The 23,962-nt window shown below is 73.8% G+C and carries 12 protein-coding genes and 2 pseudogenes; 8 read left to right on the top strand and 6 right to left on the bottom strand.

The window, feature by feature from the left end; translation table 11 throughout:
* Positions 1–98: 98 nt before the first annotated feature.
* The 3 genes and pseudogenes from E4099_RS34820 to E4099_RS09765 all read left to right on the top strand — a co-directional run.
* Positions 99–6,503: pseudogene (locus tag E4099_RS34820) on the top strand (type I polyketide synthase); the annotation flags it as partial.
* Between the two features lie 32 nt (positions 6,504–6,535).
* Complete coding sequence (locus E4099_RS09770; protein WP_135338575.1) at positions 6,536–12,859, top strand: type I polyketide synthase; 6,324 nt, start codon at positions 6,536–6,538, stop codon at positions 12,857–12,859.
* Between the two features lie 168 nt (positions 12,860–13,027).
* Complete coding sequence (locus E4099_RS09765; protein ID WP_245244722.1) at positions 13,028–13,924, top strand: MFS transporter; 897 nt, start codon at positions 13,028–13,030, stop codon at positions 13,922–13,924.
* Between the two features lie 255 nt (positions 13,925–14,179).
* On the opposite strand, the gene E4099_RS09760 is transcribed toward E4099_RS09765, so the two are convergent.
* A complete protein-coding gene (locus tag E4099_RS09760) occupies positions 14,180–15,142 on the bottom strand; it encodes a proline dehydrogenase family protein (RefSeq protein WP_135338574.1) in 963 nt (320 codons plus the stop codon).
* A 133-nt stretch (positions 15,143–15,275) separates the two neighbouring features.
* On the opposite strand from E4099_RS09760, the gene E4099_RS09755 reads away from it, so the two are divergent.
* A complete protein-coding gene (locus E4099_RS09755) occupies positions 15,276–16,235 on the top strand; it encodes a GlxA family transcriptional regulator (RefSeq protein WP_135338573.1) in 960 nt (319 codons plus the stop codon).
* A gap of 57 nt (positions 16,236–16,292) precedes the next feature.
* Here E4099_RS09755 and E4099_RS09750 read toward each other — a convergent pair.
* The 3 genes and pseudogenes from E4099_RS09750 to E4099_RS09740 all read right to left on the bottom strand — a co-directional run.
* Positions 16,293–16,664, bottom strand: a pseudogene (locus E4099_RS09750) (Tn3 family transposase); the annotation flags it as partial.
* Positions 16,567–17,499 (bottom strand): ABC transporter substrate-binding protein, encoded by a 933-nt coding sequence (locus tag E4099_RS09745; protein ID WP_135338572.1) that lies wholly within the window; start codon positions 17,497–17,499, stop codon positions 16,567–16,569. The gene E4099_RS09745 and the pseudogene E4099_RS09750, both read right to left, overlap by 98 nt.
* 156 nt (positions 17,500–17,655) lie before the next feature.
* Positions 17,656–18,237 (bottom strand): TetR/AcrR family transcriptional regulator, encoded by a 582-nt coding sequence (locus tag E4099_RS09740; RefSeq protein ID WP_135338571.1) that lies wholly within the window; start codon positions 18,235–18,237, stop codon positions 17,656–17,658.
* Between the two features lie 101 nt (positions 18,238–18,338).
* Here E4099_RS09740 and E4099_RS09735 point away from each other — a divergent pair, with 101 nt between their 5' ends.
* The gene (locus tag E4099_RS09735; RefSeq protein ID WP_135338570.1) at positions 18,339–18,797 is read left to right on the top strand and encodes a nuclear transport factor 2 family protein; all 459 of its coding nucleotides are present in this window, start codon (positions 18,339–18,341) and stop codon (positions 18,795–18,797) included.
* Between the two features lie 119 nt (positions 18,798–18,916).
* On the opposite strand, the gene E4099_RS09730 is transcribed toward E4099_RS09735, so the two are convergent.
* Positions 18,917–20,116 (bottom strand): cytochrome P450, encoded by a 1,200-nt coding sequence (locus E4099_RS09730; RefSeq protein ID WP_135338569.1) that lies wholly within the window; start codon positions 20,114–20,116, stop codon positions 18,917–18,919.
* A 274-nt stretch (positions 20,117–20,390) separates the two neighbouring features.
* On the opposite strand from E4099_RS09730, the gene E4099_RS09725 reads away from it, so the two are divergent.
* On the top strand, positions 20,391–20,921 hold the full coding sequence (locus E4099_RS09725; RefSeq protein ID WP_135338568.1) for a MarR family winged helix-turn-helix transcriptional regulator: 531 nt from the start codon (positions 20,391–20,393) through the stop codon (positions 20,919–20,921).
* Between the two features lie 58 nt (positions 20,922–20,979).
* On the opposite strand, the gene E4099_RS09720 is transcribed toward E4099_RS09725, so the two are convergent.
* Positions 20,980–21,456, bottom strand: a complete 477-nt coding sequence (locus tag E4099_RS09720) for a VOC family protein (RefSeq protein ID WP_135338567.1) — start codon at positions 21,454–21,456, stop codon at positions 20,980–20,982.
* Between the two features lie 236 nt (positions 21,457–21,692).
* Here E4099_RS09720 and E4099_RS09715 point away from each other — a divergent pair, with 236 nt between their 5' ends.
* Positions 21,693–21,905: a hypothetical protein gene (locus E4099_RS09715; RefSeq protein ID WP_135338566.1), complete on the top strand. Its 213-nt coding sequence runs from the start codon at positions 21,693–21,695 to the stop codon at positions 21,903–21,905.
* A gap of 119 nt (positions 21,906–22,024) precedes the next feature.
* Positions 22,025–23,872, top strand: coding sequence for a glycoside hydrolase family 15 protein (locus E4099_RS09710; protein ID WP_245244724.1), 1,848 nt, complete (start codon positions 22,025–22,027; stop codon positions 23,870–23,872).
* Positions 23,873–23,962 lie beyond the last annotated feature (90 nt).

Here is a 23,962-nt window from a genome sequence, read left to right as displayed (position 1 = left end):
CCCGACAACTCGCCCACCACCTGTGGACCACCCTCCTCGGCGACCACACCACCCCAACCCAGACCAGGACCCCGGCGACAACCACCCACCACCCCACCGAGGACGACCCCATCGCGGTGGTCGCCATGGCCTGCCGCTACCCCGGCGACGTCCGCGGCCCCGAAGACCTCTGGGACCTCGTCGCAGCCGAGCGTGATGTGATCGGGGCGTTTCCGACGGACCGCGGCTGGGATCTGGACCAGCTGTACGAGGACGGTGCCGAGGCGGCGGGGCGCAGCACCACCGTCGAGGGCGGCTTCCTCCATGACGTGGCGGACTTCGACGCGGACTTCTTCGGTATCTCGCCGCGCGAGGCGCTGGCCATGGACCCGCAGCAGCGGCAGATCCTGGAGCTGTCCTGGGAGACGCTCGAGCGGGCCGGCATCGACCCGAGGTCGGTGCGGGAGACCGAGACCGCGGTGTTCGTCGGCGCCGCGGCGCAGGGGTACGGCGGTCCCCTGGACCAGGCCGCCCTGGGGACCGAGGGCTATCGGTTCACCGGTGACGCGCAGAGCGTGCTGTCCGGGCGGGTGGCCTATGTGCTGGGCCTGCGGGGGCCGGCGCTGACCGTGGACACCGCCTGCTCGTCCTCGCTGGTGGCCGTGCATCTGGCCTGTGCGGCGCTGCGGCGGGGTGAGTGCTCCATGGCGCTGGCCGGCGGCGTGGCGGTGATGGTGGCGCCCACCTCCTTCTCCGAGTTCAGCCGGCAGGGCGGGCTGGCGCAGGACGGGCGCTGCAAGCCCTTCGCCGAGGCCGCCGACGGCACCGGCTGGGGCGAGGGCGCCGGGCTGGTGCTGCTGGAGCGGCTGTCGGACGCGCGCCGCCACGGCCATCCGGTCCTGGCCCTGGTGCGGGGAACGGCGGTCAACCAGGACGGCGCCTCCAACGGTCTGACCGCGCCCAGCGGTCCCGCTCAGGCCCGGGTGATCGAGCAGGCGCTGGACCGGGCGGGGCTGTCGGCCGCGGAGGTGGACGCGGTGGAGGCGCACGGCACCGGGACCACGCTGGGCGACCCCATCGAGGCACGGGCGCTGCTGGCGACGTACGGACAGGGGCGTGAGGAGGGGCGCCCGCTGTGGCTGGGGTCGCTCAAGTCGAACCTCGGCCACACCCAGTGGGCGGCCGGGATCGGCGGGCTGATCAAGATGGTGGAGGCGATGCGGCACGGCGTGCTGCCCAGGACACTCCACGTGGACCGGCCGACCTCGCACGTGGACTGGACCGCGGGCGCGGTGGAGCTGCTGACCGAGGCCCGGCCGTGGCCGGAGACGGGACGTCCGCGCCGGGCCGCGGTGTCGTCCTTCGGGGTCAGCGGCACCAACGCCCACGCCATCCTGGAACAGGCACCGGCGGTGGAGGCGTCTTTCGGCCATCAGGCCGAGGGAGGGACGGGCGCGCCGGTGGCGTGGGTGCTCTCCGCACGCACCGAGGCGGCCTTGCGGGAGCAGGCCGAAAGGCTGCACACCTCGGTGAGCGCGCGGCCGGAGCTGTCCCCTGTGGACATCGGCTACTCGCTGGCCGTCGGTCGTGCCGCGCTGGAGCATCGGGCGGTGGCGCTCGGCAGCGAACGGACCGGGCTGCTGGCGGGAGTGGCCGCCCTCGCGGAGGGCCGGGGCGTACCGAACCTGGTGCGCGGGGCGGCGGACGGGGGGGCGCTGGCCGTGCTGTTCTGCGGACAGGGCTCCCCGCCCCTCGGCCTGGGCCGGGAGCTGCATGCGCGGTACCCGGTCTTCGCCGACGCCCTGGACGCCGTGTGCGCGCAGGTGGATCCGCTGCTGGACCTCCCGTTGCGGGAGGTGCTGTTCGGTGGCGACGGCGAGTCGCTGGAGGATCCGGGGTACGCCGAGCCGGTGTGGTTCGCCGTCGGTGTGGCGCTGTTCCGGCTGTGGGAGTCCTGGGGGATCAGGCCGGATGTGGTGGCCGGTCACTCCGTCGGCGAGCTGGTGGCGGTCACGGTGGCCGGGGCGCTCCCGCTCGCGGACGCGAGCGCCATCGCGGTCGCCCGGGGGGCGGTGCTGCGGGCCCTTCCGCCAGACGGGGCGATGGTCGCGGTGTGTGCCACCGAGGAGGAGGTGGCTCCGCTGCTGGCGGATCGCGCCGACCGGGTGGCCGTCGCCGCCGTCGACGGGCCCGCTTCGCTGGTGCTGTCCGGTGCCGAGGCCGAGGTGCTCGCGCTGGCGGCCCACTTCCAGCGGCAGGGCCGCGGGGTGCGGCGGCTGCCGGGCAGTCGGGCGTTCCAGTCCCCGCTGGTGGAGCCGCTGTCGGCCGAGTTCCGGCGGGTGGTGGAGAAGGCGTCCTTCGGCGCGCTGCGTATTCCGGTGGTGTCCCTGGTGACCGGCCGTCCGGTCGACCGCGACGAGCTGTGCTCGCCGGAGCACTGGGTGCGGCAGCTGCGGCAGACCGTGCGGTTCGCCGACGGGGTGGACGCGCTGCTCGCCCAGGGGGTGGCCACCGTGTTGGAGCTCGGTCCGGGCGAGACGCTCAGTGCGTTGGGCCGGCAGTGCGCGCCGGAGGCGGTCTTCGTGCCCGCGCTGGCCGACGGGCTGCCGGAGATCGAGGCGGTGACCGCCGCCGCGGCGCGGCTGTTCGCCCGTGGAGCGGAGCTGGACTCGCCCGCCTTCCTGGCCGGCCAAACCGGTCGGCGGGTCGATCTGCCCACCTACGCCTTCCAGCGGGAGCGCTACTGGCTGCCCTCCCAGGCGGCTTCCTCGCCGGAGCAGGCGGCGGCCGGGCTCGGGGTGACGGCCACCGGGCACCCGCTGCTGGGTGCCGTGGTCACGGGGCCGACGGAGCAGACCGTGCTGTTCACCGGGCGGCTGTCGGCACGTAGCCAGCCGTGGTTGGCCGACCATGTGGTGGGTGGCCGGGTGCTGTTCCCGGGCACCGGCTTCGTGGAACTGGCCCTGCACGCGGCCCGGCACTGCGGCCTGACCGAGGTCGAGGAGCTGACGCTGCGCGTCCCGCTGGTCCTCCCGGAGCGGGGCGGGGTCCAGCTGCGGATCGCGGTGGGCGCCGAGAGCGACGGACGCCGCGCGCTGGACGTGCACGCTCGCGCCGAGGACGCGGAGCCGGACGCGCCCTGGACCCATCACGCCGGCGGCACGCTGGCCGCGGGCCGGGGCGCGCCGGTGGAGCTCGGCGCCTGGCCGCCGCGGGGCGCGGTGCCGCTGGACGTCGAGGGGCTGTACGAGCGTGCCGCCGAGCGGGGGTACACCTACGGCCCGGCGTTCCGGGCGGTGCGGGCCGCCTGGCTGGTGGCCGGCGATGTCTGCGCCGAAGTGGCGCTGCCGGACGCGGCCGGCCCCGGTGACCAGGGGTTCGAGGTGCATCCGGCGCTGTTGGACGCCGCCCTGCACGCACCCGTGCTGCACGCCATGGAGCAGGACGGCGGCGGTGCCGTACTGCCGCTGAGCTGGACGGGGGTGCGGCTGTACGCGAGCGGCGGCCCCGTCCTGCGGGTGCGCTGGTCGCGGAAGGGCGCCGGAGAGATGGCGCTGGCCGTCGCGGACGAGCGGGGCCGCCCGGTGGCCTCGGTGGACGGGCTGGCGATGCGGCCGGCGGACCTGGGTCGGCTCGGCGGTCCCGACCGGGCCGTGGCCCAGTCGCTCTTCGAGGTGGCCTGGGATGCGGTCGCCGCGCCGGACGCACCACCCGCCGATCCCCTGGCGGTGGTCGGCACCGATGCCCTCGGTCTGGCCGAGGCGGGCCTGCCGGTGCGGCCGCTGGCGGCCCTGGACGAGGCCGAGACCGCGGACGACATGGTGGTCGCCCCCTGTCCGGTGCGGGGCGGGGCGGATGGCGCGGCAGCGGTGCGGGCGGCCGCCGCATGGGCCCTGGAGTTGACGCGGACCTGGACGGACGAGGGGCGGTGCCCCTCCGGCGCGGCCGGCGGCCGGCTGGTGGTCGCCACCCGTGGCGCCGTGGACACCGACACCCCCGACCCGGCGCAGGCCGCCGTCTGGGGTCTGGTGAGTTCGGCGCAGTCCGAGCATCCGGGCCGCTTCGTCCTGGTGGACCTGGACGCCGACCCGGCGTCCTGTCGGGCACTGCCCGCCGCGCTCGCCACCGGCGAGCCCCAACTGGCGCTGCGGGCGGGGAGCGTCTGCGCGCCCCGGCTGGTCCGCGCGGCCCGGCGGCCCGCCTTGGCGGTCCCCTCGGACACCGGCACCTGGCGGCTGGACGTCGAGCGCAAGGGCTCGCTGGACGGCCTCGCGCTGGTCCCGGTCCCGGCGGCGGACCGGCCGCCGGCTCCTGGGGAGGTGCGGATCGCGGTGCGCTGTGCCGGGGTGAACTTCCTGGACGTGCTGCTCGCGCTGGACGCCGGTCCGGCCGGCTACCAACTGGGCAGCGAGGTGGCCGGGGTGGTCACCGAGGTCGGCACGGAGGTCACCGGGCTGTCGGTGGGCGACCGGGTGATGGGGCTGGTCGTCGGAGCGGTGGGACCGGTGGCCGTGGTCGACCGGCGGCTGGTGGTCCGGGTGCCCGAGGGGTGGTCGTTCGTGGAGGCCGCCTCGGTGCCGGTGGCCTTCCTGACCGCGTACTACGGACTGCGCGACCTCGGCGGGCTGCGGGCCGGGCAGTCGGTGCTGGTGCACGCCGCGGCCGGTGGTGTCGGTATGGCGGCCGTGCAGCTGGCCCGGCACTGGGGCGCCGAGGTGTTCGCCACGGCCAGCCCCGCCAAGTGGCCGGCGGTACGGGCGTCGGGGGTGCCCGACACCCATCTGGCCTCCTCCCGGGACCTGGCGTTCGAGGGCCGGTTCGCCGCCGCCACCGGGGGGCGCGGCGTGGACGTCGTACTGAACTCCCTGATCGACGAGTTCGTCGACGCCTCGCTGCGACTGCTGCCGCGCGGTGGGCGGTTCATCGAGATGGGGAAGACCGACGTACGCGATCCGCGGGTCCTGGCCCGGACGTACCCGGGTGTCGGCTACGAGACCTACGACCTGGCCCGGCCCGGCCCCGACCGGATCCAGGAGATGCTGACCGATCTGGTGGGCCTGTTCGAAAGCGGCGCGCTGCGTCCGCTGCCCACCCGGACCTGGGATGTGCGGCGCGCTCCCGACGCGTTCCGCTTCTTCAGCCAGGCGCGGCACATCGGCAAGTTGGTGCTCACCGTGCCCCGCGCTTTCGATCCCGAGCACGCGGTGCTGGTCACCGGGGGCCTGGGCACCCTGGGCCGCGCGCTGGCCCGGCATCTGGTGACGGGGTGGCGGGCGCGCCATCTGGTGCTGACCTCCCGGCGCGGCCCGGCCACCGAGGGCGCGGCGGCGCTGTGCGAGGAGCTGCGCGCGCTGGGCGCCGAGGTCACGGTGGCGGCCTGCGATGTCGCCGACCGGGAGGCGGTGGCGCGGCTGCTGGCCTCCCTGGACCGCCCGTTGGGCGTGGTGGTGCACGCGGCCGGGGTGCTGGACGACGGGGTGCTCGGCTCGCTCACTCCGCAGCGGCTGGCGACCGTGCTCGCGCCGAAGGTCGACGGCGTACTACACCTGGACGAGCTGACGCGCGGGGCGCCGCTGTCCGCGTTCGTGGCCTTCTCCTCGCTGGCCGGGATGCTGGGCGGCGCGGGCCAGGCCGGATACGCCGCCGCGAACACCGCGCTGGACGCGCTGATCATGCGCCGCCGGGCGGCCGGGCTGCCCGGTGTGTCGCTGGCCTGGGGGCTGTGGGCCGAGGAGAGCGGGCTGACCGCCGCCCTGGGCGGCACCGACCGTGCGCGGCTGGCCAGGTCCGGGATCGCCCCGCTGCCCACCGCGGAGGCGCTGGCGCTCTTCGACGCGGCGGTCGCCGACGGCCGGGAGCTGCTGGTGCCGTTCCGGCTGGACCAGGCCGCGCCACGCGGATGCGCCGCGGACGCGCCGCATCCGCTGCTGCGGGCCGTGGTGCGGCCCGCGGCAGCGGCCCCCGACCCGGCCGCGGCACTTCCCGAGCGGCTGGCCGCCCTCCCCCGGGAGGAGCGCCACCAGCTCGTGCTGGACGTGGTGAGCGCCGAGATCGCCCAGGTGCTCGGGCATGCCACCACCGAGCGGATCGGGCCGGCGCGGGCCTTGAAGGACCTCGGCTTCGACTCGCTGACCGTCATCGAGTTGCGCAACCGGCTGAACGCGGCGACGGGGCTGCGGCTTCCCGCCACCCTCGCGTTCGACCACCCCTCGGCCGAGGCGATCGCCGCGTTCGTCCTCTCCCGCTATCCCCTGGACGCGGACGGTGGCGAGGACGGGACGGAGGTGCTCGCCGAGCTCGACCGGCTGGAGGCGGCCGTACTCGGCCTGGCCAAGTACCCCGCGTGCGGCACCGCGACCGCCGAGAAGGTCGACGCCAGGCTGCGCGCCCTGCTGGCCCGGTGGGGCGGGGCGCGGAGCGCGGCACCGGATCGGGAGGCCGAGCACGACCTGAGCACCGCCACCGACCGTGAACTCTTCGCGCTCCTCGACGAGGAGCTCGAAAGCCAGGACCCCGACCAGTGACCGGCCTCGCCGAGATCAGGAAGTGACACAGCATGGAGAACGAGGAGAAGCTCCGCAGCTACCTCAAGCGGGCCGGCACCGACCTGCGTACCGCGCGGCGCCGGCTGCGCGAGGTCGAGGAGCGGGACCGGGAACCGATCGCGATCATCGGGATGAGCTGCCGGTTCCCCGGCGGGGTCGGATCGCCGGAGGAGCTGTGGCAGTTGCTCGTCGAGGGCCGGGACGGGGTGACGGACTTCCCCACCGACCGCGGCTGGGACCTGGACGCGCTGTTCCACCCGGACCCCGACCACCCCGGCACCTCCTACACCCGGCAGGGGGGCTTCCTCCAGGGGGCGGCGGACTTCGACGCGGAGTTCTTCGGGATCCCGCCGCGTGAGGCGATGGCGATGGACCCGCAGCAGCGGCTGCTGCTGGAGAGCGCCTGGGAGGCGTGCGAGCGGGCCGGGGTGGACCTGACCCGGGCCCGGGGCAGCCGGGCCGGGGTGTTCCTGGGTGTGCTCGCCAGCGAGTACGCGAGCCGGTTCCCGCGGGCTCCCAAGGAGTTCGAGGGCTACCTCTACAACGGCAGCTCCGGGAGCGTGGCCTCAGGCCGCATCTCCTACACCTTCGGGCTGACCGGGCCGGCGGTGACGGTGGACACCGCGTGCTCCTCGTCACTGGTCGCCCTGCATCTGGCCTGCCAGTCGCTGCGGCACCAGGAGTGCTCGCTGGCCTTGGCCGGCGGCGCCACCTTCCTGTCCACCCCCTGGGCCTTCGTCGCCTCCGCGCGGCAGCGGGTGTCGGCCCCGGACGGGCGCTGCAAGGCGTTCGCGGACGCCGCCGACGGTGCCGGGTGGAGTGAGGGCGTCGGCGTGCTGGCGCTGGAGCGGCTGTCCGACGCGCGACGCAACGGCCACCCGGTGCTGGCCGTGGTCCGGGGCAGCGCGGTGAACCAGGACGGTGCCTCCAACGGCCTTTCAGCGCCGAACGGGCCCGCGCAGGTGGCGGTGATCGGTCAGGCGCTGGCGGCGGCCGGGCTGGCGGCCTCGGACGTGGACGCGGTGGAGGCCCATGGCACCGGGACGACCCTGGGCGACCCGATCGAGGCACAGGCGCTGATGGAGGCGTACGGCCGGGGCCGGGCCGCCGACCGGCCGCTGTGGGTGGGGTCGCTGAAGTCGAACATCGGGCACGCGCAGGCGGCGGCCGGGGTCGGCGGCGTGATCAAGATGGTGCAGGCGATGCGCCACGGGGTGCTGCCCAGGACGCTGCACGTGGACCGCCCCTCCTCGCATGTGGACTGGTCCTCCGGGGTGGTGGAGCTGCTGACGGAGGCCCGGCCGTGGCCGGAGGGCGACGCGCCGCGCCGGGCCGGGGTGTCCTCCTTCGGGATCAGCGGCACCAATGCCCATGTCGTCCTCGAGCAGGCGCCACGGGAGGCGGCGCAGGCCCCCGAGGAGCCGGCCGGGGCGCCGGCGCCGGCTGCCGGGTGGGTGCCCTGGGTGCTCTCGGGCCGTACCGAGGCGGCGCTGCGCGGCCAGGCCGAGCGCCTGCACGCCCATCTGCTGGCCCGGCCCGAGGTGGAGCCGGTGGAGGTGGGTCGCGCGCTGCTGGCCGACCGGGCGGTGTGGGACCACCGGGCGGTGGTGATCGCCGATGACCGCGAGGCCCTGCTGGCCGGGGTGGCCGCGCTGGCGCGGGACGAACCGGAGGCGCCCGGTGAGGTGTCGGTGGTGCGCGGGGCGGTGGCGTCCGATCCGCGGGTCGCGTTCGTCTTCCCCGGTCAGGGCGCGCAGTGGGAGGGCATGGCGCTGGAGCTGCTGGCGGCTGAGCCGGTGTTCGCCGCGCGGCTCGAGGAGTGCGCCGCGGCACTGGCGCCGCATACCGACTGGTCGCTGCTCGACGTGGTGCGCGGCGCCCCGGGCGCCCCGGGGTACGACCGGGTGGACGTGGTGCAGCCCGCCCTGTGGGCGGTGATGGTGTCGCTGGCCGAGCTGTGGCGCTCCTACGGGGTCACGCCCTCGGCGGTGATCGGCCACTCCCAGGGCGAGATCGCCGCGGCCTGTGTGGCCCAGGCCCTCTCCCTCCAGGACGCGGCCGCGGTGGTGGCGCTGCGCTCCCGGGTGCTGCGTGCGCTGGCCGGCGGTGGCGGCATGGTCTCGATGGTCGCTTCGGTGGCCGACGCGGAGGAGCGGATCGCCCCCTGGGGGGACCGGCTGTCGATCGCCGCCGTGAACGGCCCCAGCACGGTGGCGATCTCCGGGGAGCCGGAGGCGCTGGACGCCCTGGTGTCCGCGGCCACCGCGGACGGGGTGCGGGCGGTGCGGCTGCCGGTCGACTACGCATCCCACTCGGCGCAGGTGGCGGCCGTGGAGGCGGAGTTGGTCGAGGCGCTGGCCGGCATCCGGCCGCGGGCCGGGCGGGTGCCGTTCTACTCGGCGCTCACCGGTGAACTGCTGGACACCACCGCCCTGGACGCCGGGTACTGGTACCGCAACCTGCGGCACACCGTGGAGTTCGAGCGTGCCGTGCGGGCCGCGGCCGACGCGGGCCACGGGGTGTTCCTGGAGGTGAGCCCGCACCCGGTGCTGACCATGCCGGTGCAGGACACCCTGCGGGAGTCCGGCGGTGTGGCGCTGGGCACGCTGCGCCGCGACGACGGTGGCCGCGCGCGGTTCCACTCCGCCCTGGCCGAGGCGTATGTGCGCGGAGTGCCGGTGGCCTGGCCGGTGCCGGCCGGGGGCGGTCGGGCGGTGGAGCTGCCCACCTACGCCTTCCAGCGGCAGCGCTACTGGCTGTCGGCCCCGCACACCCCGGGCGGTGACCGGGCGGTGGCGGAGCTGGGGCTGAGCGCCGCCGGCCACCCGCTGCTGGGGGCGGCGGTGCGGCTGGCCGACGGGCAGGGCCTGGTGGCCACCACCCGGCTGTCGCTCGCCGCGCACCCCTGGCTCGCCGACCATGTGGTCGGCGGGGTGGCGCTGCTGCCGGGCACCGCGTTCGTGGAACTGGCCCTGGCGGCCGGGGCGCTGGTGGGCTGCGATGTGCTGGACGAGCTGACCATCACCGTGCCGCTGCCGCTGCCCGAGCACGGCGGGGTGCGACTGCGGCTGACCCTGGGCGAGGAGGACGGCTCGGGGCGCCGCACGGTGGCGGTGGACAGCTGCCCGGAGGGCCCGGGCGAGAAGGTGGACGCGGCCGGCGACGAGGCGTGGACGCGGCATGCCACCGGGGTACTGGCGGCCGGCGCCGGCGCGGCCCCGGATCCTCTTCCGGAATGGCCGCCGGCCGGCGCGGAGCCCCTCGCGGTGGACGGGGCGTACGAGACGATGGCCGCGGCCGGGTTCCCGTACGGGCCCGCGTTCCAGGGGCTGCGGTCGGCGTGGCGGCGCGGCGAGGAGGTGTTCGCCGAGGTCGGACTCGCCGAGGAGCAGAGCGTGGAGGCCGATGCCTACGGGCTGCACCCGGCGCTGCTGGACGCCGCCCTGCACGCCGTCGGCCTGGGCTGGGTGGAGGGCCTGGCCGAGGAGTCGGGGCGGGCCCGGCTCCCGTTCTCCTGGCGCGGGGTGCGGCGGCATGCCGTCGGTGCCGCCGCCGCCCGGGTACGGCTGGCTCCGGCCGGGCCGGACGCGGTGGCCGTGGAGCTGGCGGACGCGGCGGGTGAGCCGATCGCCTCCGTGGAGTCGCTGGTGCTGCGGCCGGTGGACGTCGACCGGCTGGAGGTGGGTCGTACCGGACCGGTCGGGCCGCTGTTCCGGCTGGACTGGCCCGTGGCGCCGGTGCGGGCGGCGGTTCCCGAGGGTCGCCGGGTGGTCCTGGCGCAGGACGATCTCGAGCTGGGCGGGATGTTCGCCGCCGCCGGGGTGAAGGCGGACCGCTGCCGCGATCTCGCGGAGGCCGCGGTGGACGCCGACGGACCCGGGACCGTGGTGGTGGCCTCCTTCGGCACGACCGCCCGCACCGCCGGCACCCCCGGCGACACCGATGACGCCGACGGGTCCGGCCCGGCAGCCGCGGCCAGGGCGGCCGTGCACCGCGCCCTGGGGCTGGTGCAGGGGTGGCTGGCCGAGGAGCGCTTCGGCGACGCCCGGTTGGCCGTGGTGACCCGGGGTGCGGTGGCGGCCGGCCCGGAGGAGACCGTCGCCGACCTCGCCCGCGCCGCGGTGTGGGGGCTGATCCGGTCCGCGCAGTCCGAACACCCCGGCCGCTTCCTCCTGGTGGACCTGGATGGCTCCACCGCCTCGGACGAGGCGCTGGCCGGAGTGCTGGCCGGGGACGAACCGCAGGTGGCACTGCGCGAGGGAGAGCCGCGGGTGCCCCGGCTGGCCCGGATCGAGCCCGCCGCCGACCGGGCAGAGGGCGCGAAGGAAGCCGTCTTCCGGCCCGGCGGCACGGTGCTGATCACCGGTGGCACCGGCACCCTCGGCGGGTTCCTCGCCCGGCATCTGGTGACCGCGTACGGGGTGGACCGGCTGCTGCTGGTCAGCCGCGGAGGTCCGGCGGCGCCGGGCGCCGAGGAGCTGCGCGCCGAACTCACCGGGCTCGGCGCCGAGGTGACCCTGGCGGCCTGCGATGTGGCGGACCGGTCCGCGCTGGCCGCGCTGGTGGCCGCGGTACCGCCGGAGCATCCGCTGACCGGCGTGGTGCACGCGGCCGGGGTGCTGGACGACGGCGTGATCGACGCCCTCGATCCGGAACGGGTGGACCGGGTGCTGCGGCCGAAGGCGGAGGCGGCCTGGCATCTGCACCAGCTGACACGGCGGTCGGAGCTTTCGGCGTTCGTGCTGTTCTCCTCGCTGGCGGGCACGCTGGGCAGCCCGGGCCAGGCCAACTACGCGGCGGCCAACGCCTTCCTGGACGGGCTCGCCCTGCGCCGAAGGGCGGCCGGCCTGCCGGGCCTGTCCCTGGTGTGGGGTCTGTGGGCCCAGGCCAGCGCGATGACCGGGCAGATGACCGGAGCCGACCTGGCCCGCGCGTCCCGGCTGGGCGTCGACGCGCTCTCGGAGGCGGAGGGGCTGGCCCTGTTCGACCGTGCCCTGGCCACCACCGGGATGGCCGTGGTGGCGCCGGTTCGGCCGAACGCCGCCGCGCTGCGGGCCAAGGGGGCCGGTGTGCCGCCGGTACTGCGCGGTCTGGTGCGCCCGCCCGCGAAGCGCGCCGCGGCGGCCCACGCCACCGGCGGCTCCACCGCGGGCTCCGCGGCCAGCACCGGCGACCTGCTCGCGCGGCTGGCCGGACTCCCGGCGGACGAGCAGGAGCAGGTGCTGCACGACCTGGTGCGCGAGCTGGCCGCGGCGGTCCTGGGGCATGCCTCGCCGGACGCGCTGGCCGCGAGCGACGCCATGCCGAAATGGGGCTTCGACTCACTGACCGCGCTGGAGTTGCGCAACCGGCTGAGCCAGGCCACCGGGCTGCGACTGCCGACCACGCTCATCTTCGACCACGCCTCCGTCAGGGGGCTGAGCCGGCATCTGCGTACCGAACTGGCCGCCGGTGGCGCACCGGTGGACGGTGCGGCACCCGCGACGGCGCCCGCCTCCCCGGACGACACCATCAGCGTGCTGTACCGGCAGGGGTTCCGGCTGCGCCGGTACGACGAGGCCCTGCACATGCTGCGGGCCGCCGCGGCCGTACGGCCCATGTTCACCACGGTGGCCGAGGCGGGCGAGCCGCTGCCCCCGGTCCAGCTGACCTCCGGGGACCGTACCCATCTGGTGTGCCTTCCCCCGGTGATCGCGCCGGCCAGCCCGAACTTCTTCTACCGGTTCTCGACCGTCTTCAGCGGCGAGCGGAAGGTGACGGTGCTCCGGCACCCGGGCTTCCGGCCCGGGGAGTTGATCCCGGCGACGCTGCAGCCCGTGGTCGACTTCCACGCCGAGGCGGTGCGCCGCGCGGTGGGTGACGAGCCGTACGCGGTGCTCGGCTACTCCTCGGGCGGTTGGATGGCCAACGCGGTCGCCGGCCGGTTGGAGGAGTGGGGCGACCGACCGGCCGGCGTGGTGCTGATCGACACCTATCCGGACACCTCGAAGTTCCGGACGGTGCTGCTGGACGAGATCGTGGAGCGGATGGTCCGGGCCCCCGGCGGGGAGCTGGAGCTGCTGACCGGCACCCAGCTCACCGGGCAGGGCGGCTATCTGCGGGCGTTCGAGGGCTGGTCGCCGGTGCGGGTGGACGCACCGACGCTCCAGGTGCACGCCTGCCAACCGCCGAACCCGTCGCCCGAGGTACTCAAGGACGATGCCTGGCGCTCCAAGTGGCCCTGGCCGCACGAGCTGGTCGACGTACCCGGGGACCACTTCACCATCATGGAGGCGCACTCGGAGTCGACCGCCGAGGCCATCCAGAGCTGGCTCCGGTCGCGTGAGCAGGAGTAGCGGCCCGGTTCCCCGGGCGCGCTGAGCCGCCCGGGGTCCTCGGGCTCCGCCAGGGGGCCGCCGGGCCGGTGTCCTTCGCCGGCCCGGCGGCCCCTTCGCTCGTGGGGTGCCGGACCGTCCCGGGCGAGGTGGGCGGCGACGGCGAGCGGCGCCGCGGGCGGTGCGCTCGTGGCCCGGGCCGGTGGTGAACGCCCGGCCGCCTTCAGGGCGAAGCTCCGCACGTTCGTCAACCTCGGCGTGGTTCTGGGTACCCTGGGCGCCGCCTTCGCCGTCACGGTCGACACCCGGGCTGCGTACACCGCGCTCATCCTGGCCAACGCGGCCAGCTTCGCCTGCGCCGGCCTGATCGCCCTGGCCGGCGTCCCGAACTACCGGCCCCTCCCCCGGCCCGAGGAGCACCACGGCCGGACCGTCCTGTCCGACCGGCCGTTCGTCACCTTCGTCGCGCTCTACGGCGCGATGGGGCTGCAGTACCAGACCGTCTCCCTGCTGCTGCCGATCTGGCTCTCCGCCCACACCCACGCGCCCCACTGGACGGTGGCGGCGGTCTACGCGGTCAACAGCGGGGTGTGCGTCCTGCTCCAGAGCCGGATCGGCTCCCGGGTGGAGACACCGCGCCAGGGCGGCCGGGCGTTCCGCCTCGCGGGGCTGTTCTTCCTGGTGAGCTGCCCCCTGATGGCGCTGACCGCGGACGTTCCGGTATGGCTCGCGCCGGGGCTCGCCGTCCTCGGCGTCGCCGTGCACAGCCTGGGAGAGGTATGGGAGTCCTCCGGCGGCTACGCGCTCGGCTTCGGCCTCGCCCCCGACCATGCCCAGGGGCAGTACCAGGGCCTCTTCGGTGTCGGCTTCGACGCCGGGCAGGCCCTGGCTCCGGTGGTCCTCACGACGGCGGTCCTTGGACTCGGACACGCGGGCTGGCTGCTGCTCGGCGCGTTCTTCGCGGCCGTGGGCGCGGCAGGCCCGCCGGTGGCCGCCTGGGCGGAGCGCACCCGCCGCCCGAGCCACGACACGGCCGGCGCGCCCCGTGGCCGGCCCGACCAGGCCCCGCTTGCGGACACCGTCTAGGCGCCCTGTCCGGCCGACGAGAGGGCCGGTCTCGCGGGGAGGGCGGGGTCTTCTCGCGGATGTAGTGTCAGATTCCACCCTGGCGTTCTGTCAGAACTGTCTCGCAGAACGCCGGGGTTTTGAGAGGACTTCTGCGAACGGCGACCTGGAGAACGGGATCGGCTTCGGAGTTCTCGCAGAACTCTCGCGACTGGTCATTTGTGAGAATGATCGTGGGGTGACGGCGGCGACCTGTGCAACTGACGTGTGGGGTGGTCAGGAAGCTGCTGCGTCAACAAGGGCTTGGAGCAGGCGCTGAGGGTCCTCGGCGAGCCTGTTGCAGACGTAGAGCCACCATTCAGTGCCGAAGACGACGTATTCACGAGTGGGGTGGCCTCGCTCGGCCATGGCGTCGAGACGGTCGGGTCCGAGGCCGAGGAGGGTTTCGAACTCCCAGGGGGCGGTTTCGTGACCTGTCCCGCCGAGGTGGTGGTCGATGCGGTGGATCAAATCCCAGTCGTGGGTGGCGAAGGAGCATAGGTGACCTGAATCGGCCAGTTGTTCCGCGTAGTCGACGTAGGCAGCGGACAGGGCGGGGGCCTCACGCGGGTAGGCGATGTCCTCGGGTTCGAGAAAGGCGCCCTTGACCAGACGGATGCGGCCAGGAAGGGCGAGGAGTGCCCGCAGGTCTTCGGCCGTGCGATGCAGTCGCGCCTGGACGGTGATGCCCACGTGGTCGAAGCGTTCGCACAAGGCGCGGTGCAGGGCCAGCACTGCGTCAGTGCGGTCGGAGCCTTCAGCCGAGATGATCATCTCCCGCCCGGTCTCGGCAGTGGCCTGGGCTATGCGGGTGGCGTTGGCCAGTGCGAGTTCTTCGTCGACAGCGAGACCGATGTGGGAAAGATCGAGGGAGATCGAGCAGCCGGGCGGCAGCAGGCGGGCGGCATCGAGGAATACATCAGCTTCTGCCGCGGCGCGCTGCTGATCGCGGCAGCTTTCCCCCATGTACTCCACGTTCACGCGGTGGCCGTCGGCGAGGATGCGCTTCGCGCGGTCCAGCGCATCGGTGAGGGTTTCGCCGGCTACGAAGCGCCGGGCGACCTTGCGGGCCAGGGGGCCCATGACCGGATCTTCCGGAATGCGCCACTTCAGTTCCTCGTCGAGCGCGAGTGTGCGCAGGACCTGTGCGGCCTGCGCCGAAATCGCGGTGGTACTGGTGGAGGGAAGGCTGGTGGTCATCGGGTATCCAGATGTCGGAGAGGTGGAATTGCTGCAAGCCTTTCAGGACCGAGACCTGACCGGAAGTGGCAGAAATGACGGGTAGGCTGAAATTCCCGCCACCGCCTTTGGTTGTGAAGGAGACTGGGCACTGATGCTTCGCGATGTCGCCGTCCTGGCCCTTGAAGGCAGCTACGCCTTCGAGCTGGGCGTGTTCTGCGAGGTCTTCGGCATCGACCGGAGTGACGATGCGCTGCCCGTCTACGACTTCGCCCTCGTCTCAGCAGGAGACCACAGCGTGCCCACGCGACACGGCTTTGACGTACGGGCCTCGCATGGCCTGGAGCGGCTCGCCTCCGCGGATCTCGTCTGTGTCCCGGCCTACGATCTGAGCGTGCGGCAGCCGGAGCGCCTGGTCGATGAGCTGCGTGCCGCCGCCGAGCGAGGCGCCCGTGTCCTGAGCATCTGCACCGGCGCCTTCCTTCTGGGCGAAGCTGGCCTGCTGGATGGCCGACGCTGCACCACCCACTGGCGCTATACCGAGGAACTCGCCCGCCGCTACCCACAGGCCAGGGTTGAGTCGGACGTGCTCTATGTCGATGAGGAAGCGGTCATCACGGGGGCCGGCACCGCCGCCGGCATCGACACCTGTCTCCATCTGATCCGTAAAGAACACGGCAGTACCGTTGCCAACGCGATCGCCCGCCGCATGGTCGCGCCCCCGCACCGAGAAGGCGGTCAGCGCCAGTACCGCGAACGCCCTCATCCCCAGGGAGGAACTGGCTCCCTCAGCCCTGTTCTGGTCTGGATCGAAGCCAACCTCGACCAGAACCTAAGTGTCCAGGCGATGGCCCGTTACGCCCACCTGTCGCCGCGCACCTTCGCCCGCCGATTCCAGCAGGAGACCGGAACCACCCCGCTGCAGTGGCTGACAGGTCAGCGCGTCCTGCTCGCCCAGCATTACCTGGAAACCACCGACACCCCGATCACCACCATCGCCCAGCGGTCTGGCTTCGGCACTGTGGACAACCTCCGCCACCACTTCGCCCGACGGCTGGGAACCACGCCCCAGGGTTACCGGCGCACCTTCGGCGCGCCACACATCGAGTCATGACCTGATCGCGCCGGCTCACTCCCGCCCGTCGTCGTCATCGTCGAGCTCGACCGCGTCCGGGTCCGGGTCGCGCAACGACCGCAGGGCGCCACCCGAAGGCCCGAACGCCTGCCCCGGCGGGGTGGGCCGTCCCTCGCGGCCGAACATGCGCAGCAGGTCGTAGGTGCGGGCCTGGTTGGTGACCAGGGAGCCGGCCACCCGCAGCATGTCCGGCCAGTGCGTGATCACCTTGTTCAGGTTGACGCGGTTGCGGGCGATGTTCTCCAGCCGCCCGTACGTGCCGGTTTCCACGCCGGGCATCGTCGCCCGCCGGAACCGCTGGTCGTCCAGGTCACGGAAGCGCGGGCTGAAGTTGTAGCCGAGGATCTTGAACAGGCCTAACACCATGTCGGAGTAGGAGGCGTTGTCGGAACCGCGCGCGGAGGGCCGTCTCGACTCGGGTGCCGAGCGGGCCGAGGCGCTCGGGCAGGTAGCGCAGGAACGGGATCCCGGCGCCGTCGTGGCCCAGCAGGGTCGCCCATTCGGCGAACTCCGGCTGCCCGGCCGGAGCACACATCATGATCTCGGTGAGGCGCCGGTCGCGGCGGACGGACCTGACGAGGGACACCGCCGGCTCCGGGTGGCCGACCAGGAGCAGCAGGGCCGTCGCGCGGTGGTCGACGAGTTCCTCGCACACGGCCGCCGGGGTGAGCGCGCGCATGTCGAGTTCGACGAGGGTGCCGCCGCGTGGAGCGAGGTGGTCCCGCAGGATCCGGGTCCCGGCCGCCCAGTAGACGCTCGGCTCGGCTGCCACGGCTATCCGGCGGTGGCCCGCGCCGAGGAGGAAGTCCGCGTAGGTCCGCCAGCCCTGGGACTGCGCCGGGGCCAGCCGCGCGACCCATTCCGTCGGTTCCTCGGTGAGTTGGTCGATCACCGCTGACGAGCAGAGGAACGGCAGACCGAGGGCGTCGGCCCTGGCCGCGGCGGCGCGGGCGACGACGCTGTGGTACTCCCCCGCCAGGGCGGCCACGCCCAGGCGCGCCATTTCGTCCACCGCCGCCGCGGCCCGCTGCGGATCGGCGGCGGTGTCGCGGATCACCAGTTCGAGTGGCCCTCCGAGGATCCCGCCGGAGTCGTTGACCTCTTGGACGGCCAGCTCGAGGCCGGCAAGCAGGTGTCGGCCCGCCGCCGCCCAGCCCGGTCGGGTCAGCGGCAGGAGAGCGCCGATCCGGACGGATGAGCCCTCGGTCGGTGCCGCTCCACGCGGCGATGACGGCGTACTCACGCGGGGGAACCTCCGGTACGGCGATTCGGTCGCGGTGCGCCGGGATCGCGGGGTGGCACGGCACGGTGGCGCACGTTCATTTCGTCCCGTCGCGGCGGGAGCACCTGGACGACCACGACGGCCATTGCATCCGCGCCCTCGCCGTCAGGCAAGCGGTTACGCGGTCGCCGGGCGGCGGGGCGCACAGGTGATGAGGGTGCCGGCCGCCACCTGGGCGTGCCGGGCCGCGGCGGGGTCGCCGCTGATCGCGGCGGTGGTGATGGCACCGTCGATCAGGAGCAGCAGCTGGTCGGCCAGCGCGGCCGGGTCGTCGACGCGCAGATCGTCCGCGAGATCGGCCACGTACTCCCGGACGGCGCGCTTGTGGTCGCGAGCGGCACCGGCCACCCCGTCCGAGACGGAGCCCAGCTCACCGAAGGAGTTGATGAAGGCGCAGCCCCGAAAGCCGGGAGCGGCGCACCACGCGTGCAACCAGTCGAAGACCGCCAGCAGCCTGTCCTGCGCGGTGGCGCCGTGCCGGTCGACATGGTCGGACAGGGCGGCACGCCAGCGCTCGTCGCGGCGTCTCAGATAGCCCTCCACCAGCTCGGACTTGGAGGGAAAGCACTGGTACAGGCGCTTGAGCGACACCCCGGAGGCGGCGCGGAGCTCATCCATGCCCACGGCCTGGACGCCGCGTTCGTAGAACAGCCGCTCGGCCGTGTCCAACAGCCGTGAGCGAGCCTCGTCGTGGTCCACCGCATCTCCCACTGGCGCCGAGAACGATCGTTCTCTAGAGTATCCGACATCGGGAGAACGATCGTTCTCCCGATGTGGACCACAAGGATGAGGAGCACACCGTGGCACCACGCCCCCCGTTCCCGCCGTTCGACGAGGAGACCGCGCTCCAGAAGGTCCAGGCCGCCGAGGACGCCTGGAACACCCGCGATCCCGAACGCGTCGCGCTCGCCTACACCGAGGACTCCGTCTGGCGGAACCGGGACCGGTTCGTCACCGGCCGGGAGGAGATCGTGGCCTTCCTGCGCGAGAAGTGGGCCCGGGAACTCGACTACGCCCTGCGCAAGGAGCTGTGGGGGTTCCGGGGCAACCGGATCGCGGTGCGCTTCCAGTACGAGTACCGCGAGGCGGCCGGTCAGTGGTGGCGTGCTTACGGCAACGAGCTGTGGGAGTTCTCGGAGGACGGGCTGATGCACCGCCGGGAGGCCGGCATCAACGACGTCCCCATCACCGAGGAGGAGCGGCGCATCTTCGGCCCGCGCCCGGCCGCCGAGCGGGGCGCTCTTCTCCCCATCCGGTGACCATCCCGCTCCTGGGGCGCAGGGATGGGAGGCGGCGGTACGACCGCTCGCACCGCCGCCGCCGAGCGGCCCCGCGACACGCCTGCCCCGGCCGGCCCGAGCCGAGCCGGGCGCGGGCCTCACCAGGTGACGGGCAGGGCGCGCACTCCGTAGATGGCCGAGTCCTCGCGGAAGCCGATCTCCTCGAAGGGGACGGCCAGCCGGATTCCGGGCAGCCGGTCGAGCACGGTCCGCAGGGCGATCTGCAGCTCCACCCGGGCGAGTTGCTGGCCAAGGCACTGGTGGACGCCGAAGCCGAAGGCCACATGGCGGCGGGAGCCGCGGCCCACATCGAGGACGTCCGCGGCGGGGAAGGTGTCCGCGTCCCGGTTGGCGGTGTCCAGCGCGCAGATCACGCCCTCCCCGGCCCGGATGGTGCGTCCGGCCACGACCACGTCCTCGGTGGCGACCCGGCTCAGCCCGTTCTGCACGATGGTGAGGTAGCGCAGGAGTTCCTCGACGGCGTCCACGATCAGCGCCGGCTCCTCGCGGAGGCGGGCCAGTTGGCCGGGGTGGCGCAGCAGCGCCAGCACCGAGAGGGCCGTCATGTTGGCGGTGGTCTCGTGACCGGCGACCAGCAGCAGCCGTCCCATCGCGGCGACTTCCTCGAGGTCCACCCCGTCCCGGGCGGCCAGCCGGCTGATGATGCTGTCGTCCGGCGCCGACCGCTTGCCGCGGGCCAGTTCGACGAGGTAGTCACCCAACTCCCGCTGGGCGCGGTCCACCTCCTCGGGCGTGGAGTCGTTGTGCAGCGCGATACGGCTGCACTCCTGGAAGAAGTCGTGGTCCTGGTAGGGGACGCCGAGCAGCCGGCAGATCACCAGGGACGGCAGCGGCAGCGCGAACCCGGTCACCAGGTCGGCCGAGGTGCGGCCGGCGGTCATCGCGTCGAGCAGGTCCTCGGCGATGCGCCGGATCCAGGGGCGCATGGCCTCCACCTTGCGCACCGTGAAGTCGCCGGTGAGCATGCGGCGTTGCCGGGAGTGCTCCGGATCGTCCATCCGGATGAAGCTCTTGCCGCCGGTGCTCAGGGCGCGCCGGCCGGCGCTGAGGAAGGGGAAGCCGGGCCGGGTGGTGTCGGCGCTGAACCGGGCGTCGCTCAGTACCTGGCGGACCTCCTGGTGGCCGGTGATCAGCAGGCATCCGCTGCCGTCCCACAGGGATACCTGCCGGATGGGTGCCGCCTGGGCCTGGTGGGCACGGACGGCCGGCGGGTCGAAGGGGCAACCGCCCCGGGATGCCGTGACGGTGAGTCGGGTCGGGTGTTCCGCGGTGGTCATGCGGCTGTTCCTTCCCTGATCGGACTGGTAGGCGGGAGGGCGGCGGGCGCGCCGCCGCGCCACGCCCGCCGTTCGCGGGTGGATCGTCGTGCGGCACGGTGGCGCGGGCACGGCTCAGCGCCCTCGGATCAGTTGCCTAACTTAAGCAAGTGCCGTCTTCGTGACGGTAACGCCGACTTCACCGGGACAGGTAGGGCGCCTTCCGCGGTGAACGCGGTTATCGGCCATTCGCGCGGGCCATGGCGCCCGGTGGCGCTGCCGCTAAGGTTTCCCCATGTCAGAGCCCGCGCCCCCGCAGGATGCCGTCGCAAGCCTGGAGAGAGTGCTCACCACCATCTCCTATCTGCTCACCCGCTCCCAGACGCATGAGCGGATGGCCGCGCGCGCCGGGGTCGGCATCGGCCGGTCCGATCTGTACCTGCTGATGGCCCTGGAGAGCGGCGGGGGCGTCAGCAGGGTGGGCGACCTGGCCGCGCGGCTGCTGGTCGAGCCCTCCCATGTGACGCGCCAGATCGGGCAGTTGGCGGCGCAGGGCCTGGTCGATCGCACCACGGACGCCGTGGACAGACGGGTGCGCCAGGTGGCCATCACCGAGCGCGGCACGGCCACCCTCGACCGCCTCCGGCAGGCGAGCGAGGGCTATCTGCGGCAGGCCCTGCGCGGTGCCGAGGAGGCCGATGTCGCCGCCACCGCCGCCGTACTGCGGCAGTTGGTGGACCATGCCCGCACCACTGTCCGAGAAGAGGTCGCTCCCCCGCCGCCGGAGGCCCGGGAGCCGGCGGCCCGGGCCCTGCGCTCCGGCTGATCGGGCCCCGGCACCGGCCGCTCCGCCCCTGCCATGGGCCCGCGGCGAGGCCCGGCGGCTACGCTCCCTCGGCGGCTGCCCGCAGCGCGGCCAGGTCGATCTTCTTCTGGCCGAGCATGGCCCGCATCGCACGGGTGGCCCGCTCCTGGTCCGGGTCGCCGAGGATCTCGTCGGCCTGGACCGGCCAGATCTGCCAGGACAGCCCGAACCTGTCCTTGAGCCACCCGCACTGCACCTCCTGCCCGCCGTCCGCGGTCAGCTTCTCCCAGTAGTAGTCGACCTCCTGCTGGCCGTCGCAGTTGACGAGGAAGGAGACCGCCTCGCAGAAGGTGAACTCGGGCCCCCCGTCGATGGCGGTGTACGCCTGGCCGTCGAGCACGAAGTCCACGGTCATCACCGTGCCCGCCTGGCGGGGTCCGGCCTCGCCGTAGTACGTGACCTTGGTGATCTTCGAGTTGGGGAACACCGAGCAGTAGAACTCGGCCGCCTCCTTGCTCTGGGTGTCGAACCAGAGATTGGGGGTGATCCTGGGCATCGTCCTCTCCTTCCCGTCGCCGGGCCCCGTGGCCCTGTGCCAGTGGTGACCGGTGCGCTCCCGGAAACTCATCGGCACACCCCGGGCGACGCCTGAGGGCCCCGGGACCGTCCGACTCCGTTCGAGTGGCCTTGCCGCCGCCGGGGTGTCCGCCCGCGCCGGTGGCTGGAAGGGATGGAAGGTGCGGGGGCGACCACCGCCCCGGGCACCAGGCCGCACGGACAGCAAGGTGGATCATGGAGACCGACACGGTGGCGCGGTTCCTCAAGGCGCTCAGCCCGGCGACCCGCAAGGAGGTCGCGGCGCTGCCCGCCGAGCAGCAGCGGCAGCTGGCCGATGACTGGGAGGAGGTTCTCAGGGACGACACCTCGCTGCTGCCCGTGAGTGAGCTGGACCCGCCGAACGCCGAGCACCGGGCGGCCGAGCAGGTGGCCCGGGCCGCCCTGTGAGCGCTCCGCCGCGAGCAGGCCGGGGCGCGGCGGACGGCATATTCTGAAGACCGGGGCCGACGGCCCGGCGGCCCGTGGCAAGACAGCGGTCACCGGTGTGCAGGGAGGCCGAGATGACCATGGAGGCCGGTGGGTACACCGGGATACCCGGCATGCCGGGCGAGGAGACCACCCGCTATCTGCCGGTGGCCGAGCACGGCCTGATCGGTGATCTGCGCAGCGCGGCGCTGGTCGGCTCGAACGGCACCGTCGACTGGTACTGCTGCCCCCGCTTCGACGCGCCCAGTGTCTTCGCCGCCATCCTCGACGCCGACCGGGGTGGCGCCTTCGAGCTGGCCGCGGACGTGCCGGCGCGTACCAAGCAGTTCTACTTCCCCGACACCAATGTGCTGATCACCCGCTTCTTCGCGGATGACGGGGTCGGCGAGATCCAGGACTTCATGCCGATCGGCGACGACTCCCGCGAGGCCGACCGGCACCGGCTGATCCGCCGGGTGGTGTGCGTCCGGGGGACGCTGCCGTTCCGCGCCCGGGTGGCGCCCCGTTTCGCGTACGGCACCGAGCCGCACACCGTGCACCGGCAGGAGGGCCAGGCGGTCTTCGAGTCTCCCTCACTGAGCCTCGCGCTGACCGCCACGGTGCCGTTGGAGGTCACCGGCCCGGACGTGTGGTCGCTGTTCAAGCTGCACGAAGGGGAGACCGCCGTCTTCGCCCTCGACCGGGTGGGCGGCGCGCTGGCCCCCCGGGCATGCGCCGTCGCCGAGGCGGAGCGGCAGTTCACCGCCACCGTGCGCTACTGGCGGCGCTGGCTGTCCCAGTCCCGCTACCGCGGGCGCTGGCGCGAGATGGTGCACCGCTCCGCGCTCACGCTCAAGCTGCTCACCTACGCGCCGACCGGGGCCATCATCGCCGCGCCGACCACCAGCCTGCCCGAGCAGATCGGTGGCGAGCGCAACTGGGACTACCGCTACGTCTGGGTCCGAGACGCCGCCTTCTGTGTGTATGCCCTGCTCAGGCTGGGGTTCACCGCCGAGGCGGAGGCCTTCATGGGCTTCCTGACCGAACGGGTCTCGCTCGACGCGGCCGCGCGCGAGGGGCCGCTCCAGATCATGTACGGCATCGACGGGCGGCACGATCTGCCCGAGCGGGAACTGCGCCACCTGGAGGGCTACCGGGGCTCCTCCCCGGTCCGGGTCGGCAACGGCGCCGTGCACCAGCTGCAGCTGGACATCTACGGTGCGCTGATCGACTCCCTGTACCTCTACGACAAGTGGGGGCAGCCCATCTCCAGCGCCCACTGGGACCGCGTCGGCGAGCTGGTCGACTGGGTGTGCGCCCACTGGGACCAGCCCGACGAGGGCATCTGGGAGACCCGCGGCGGGCGCCGCCCCTTCCTCTACTCGCGGCTGATGTGCTGGGTGGCGATCGAGCGCGCCATGCGGCTGGCCCGGCACCGCGGGCTGCCCGCCGACACGCCGCGCTGGGAGCGGTCCCGGGACGCCATCTACCGCCGGATCATGGAGCACGGCTGGTCGGCCGAGCGGCATGCCTTCGTCCAGTCCGAGGACGGCGCCGTACTCGACGCCTCGGTGCTGATGATGCCGCTGGCGAAGTTCATCTCCCCCACCGATCCCAAGTGGCTCGCCACCCTGGAGGCGCTGGGCGAGGACCTGGTCTCCGATTCACTTGTCTACCGCTACGACCCGCTGGCCTCCCCGGACGGGCTGCGCGGCGAGGAGGGCACGTTCTCGATCTGCTCGTTCTGGTACGTCGAGGCCCTGACCCGGGCGGGCCGCCTGGACGAGGCCCGGCTCGCGTTCGAGAAGATGCTCACCTACGCCAACCACCTCGGTCTGTACGCCGAGGAGATCGGCCGCACCGGGGAGCAGCGCGGGAACTTCCCCCAGGCCTTCACCCACCTGTCCCTGGTCAGCGCCGCCTTCAATCTCGACCGCGCCCTCGGCTGAGCGCGCCGGGGAGACGCCCACCCGTCTCCCACCACCACCCTCAAAGGAATCGCTGCGCGCCCCCTTCCCGCCCGTCTCCCACCACCACCC

The organism is Streptomyces palmae (genome assembly GCF_004684805.1).
In the GTDB taxonomy this organism is placed as follows: domain Bacteria; phylum Actinomycetota; class Actinomycetes; order Streptomycetales; family Streptomycetaceae; genus Streptomyces; species Streptomyces palmae.
This window is presented reverse-complemented; position numbering and strand designations above follow the sequence as displayed.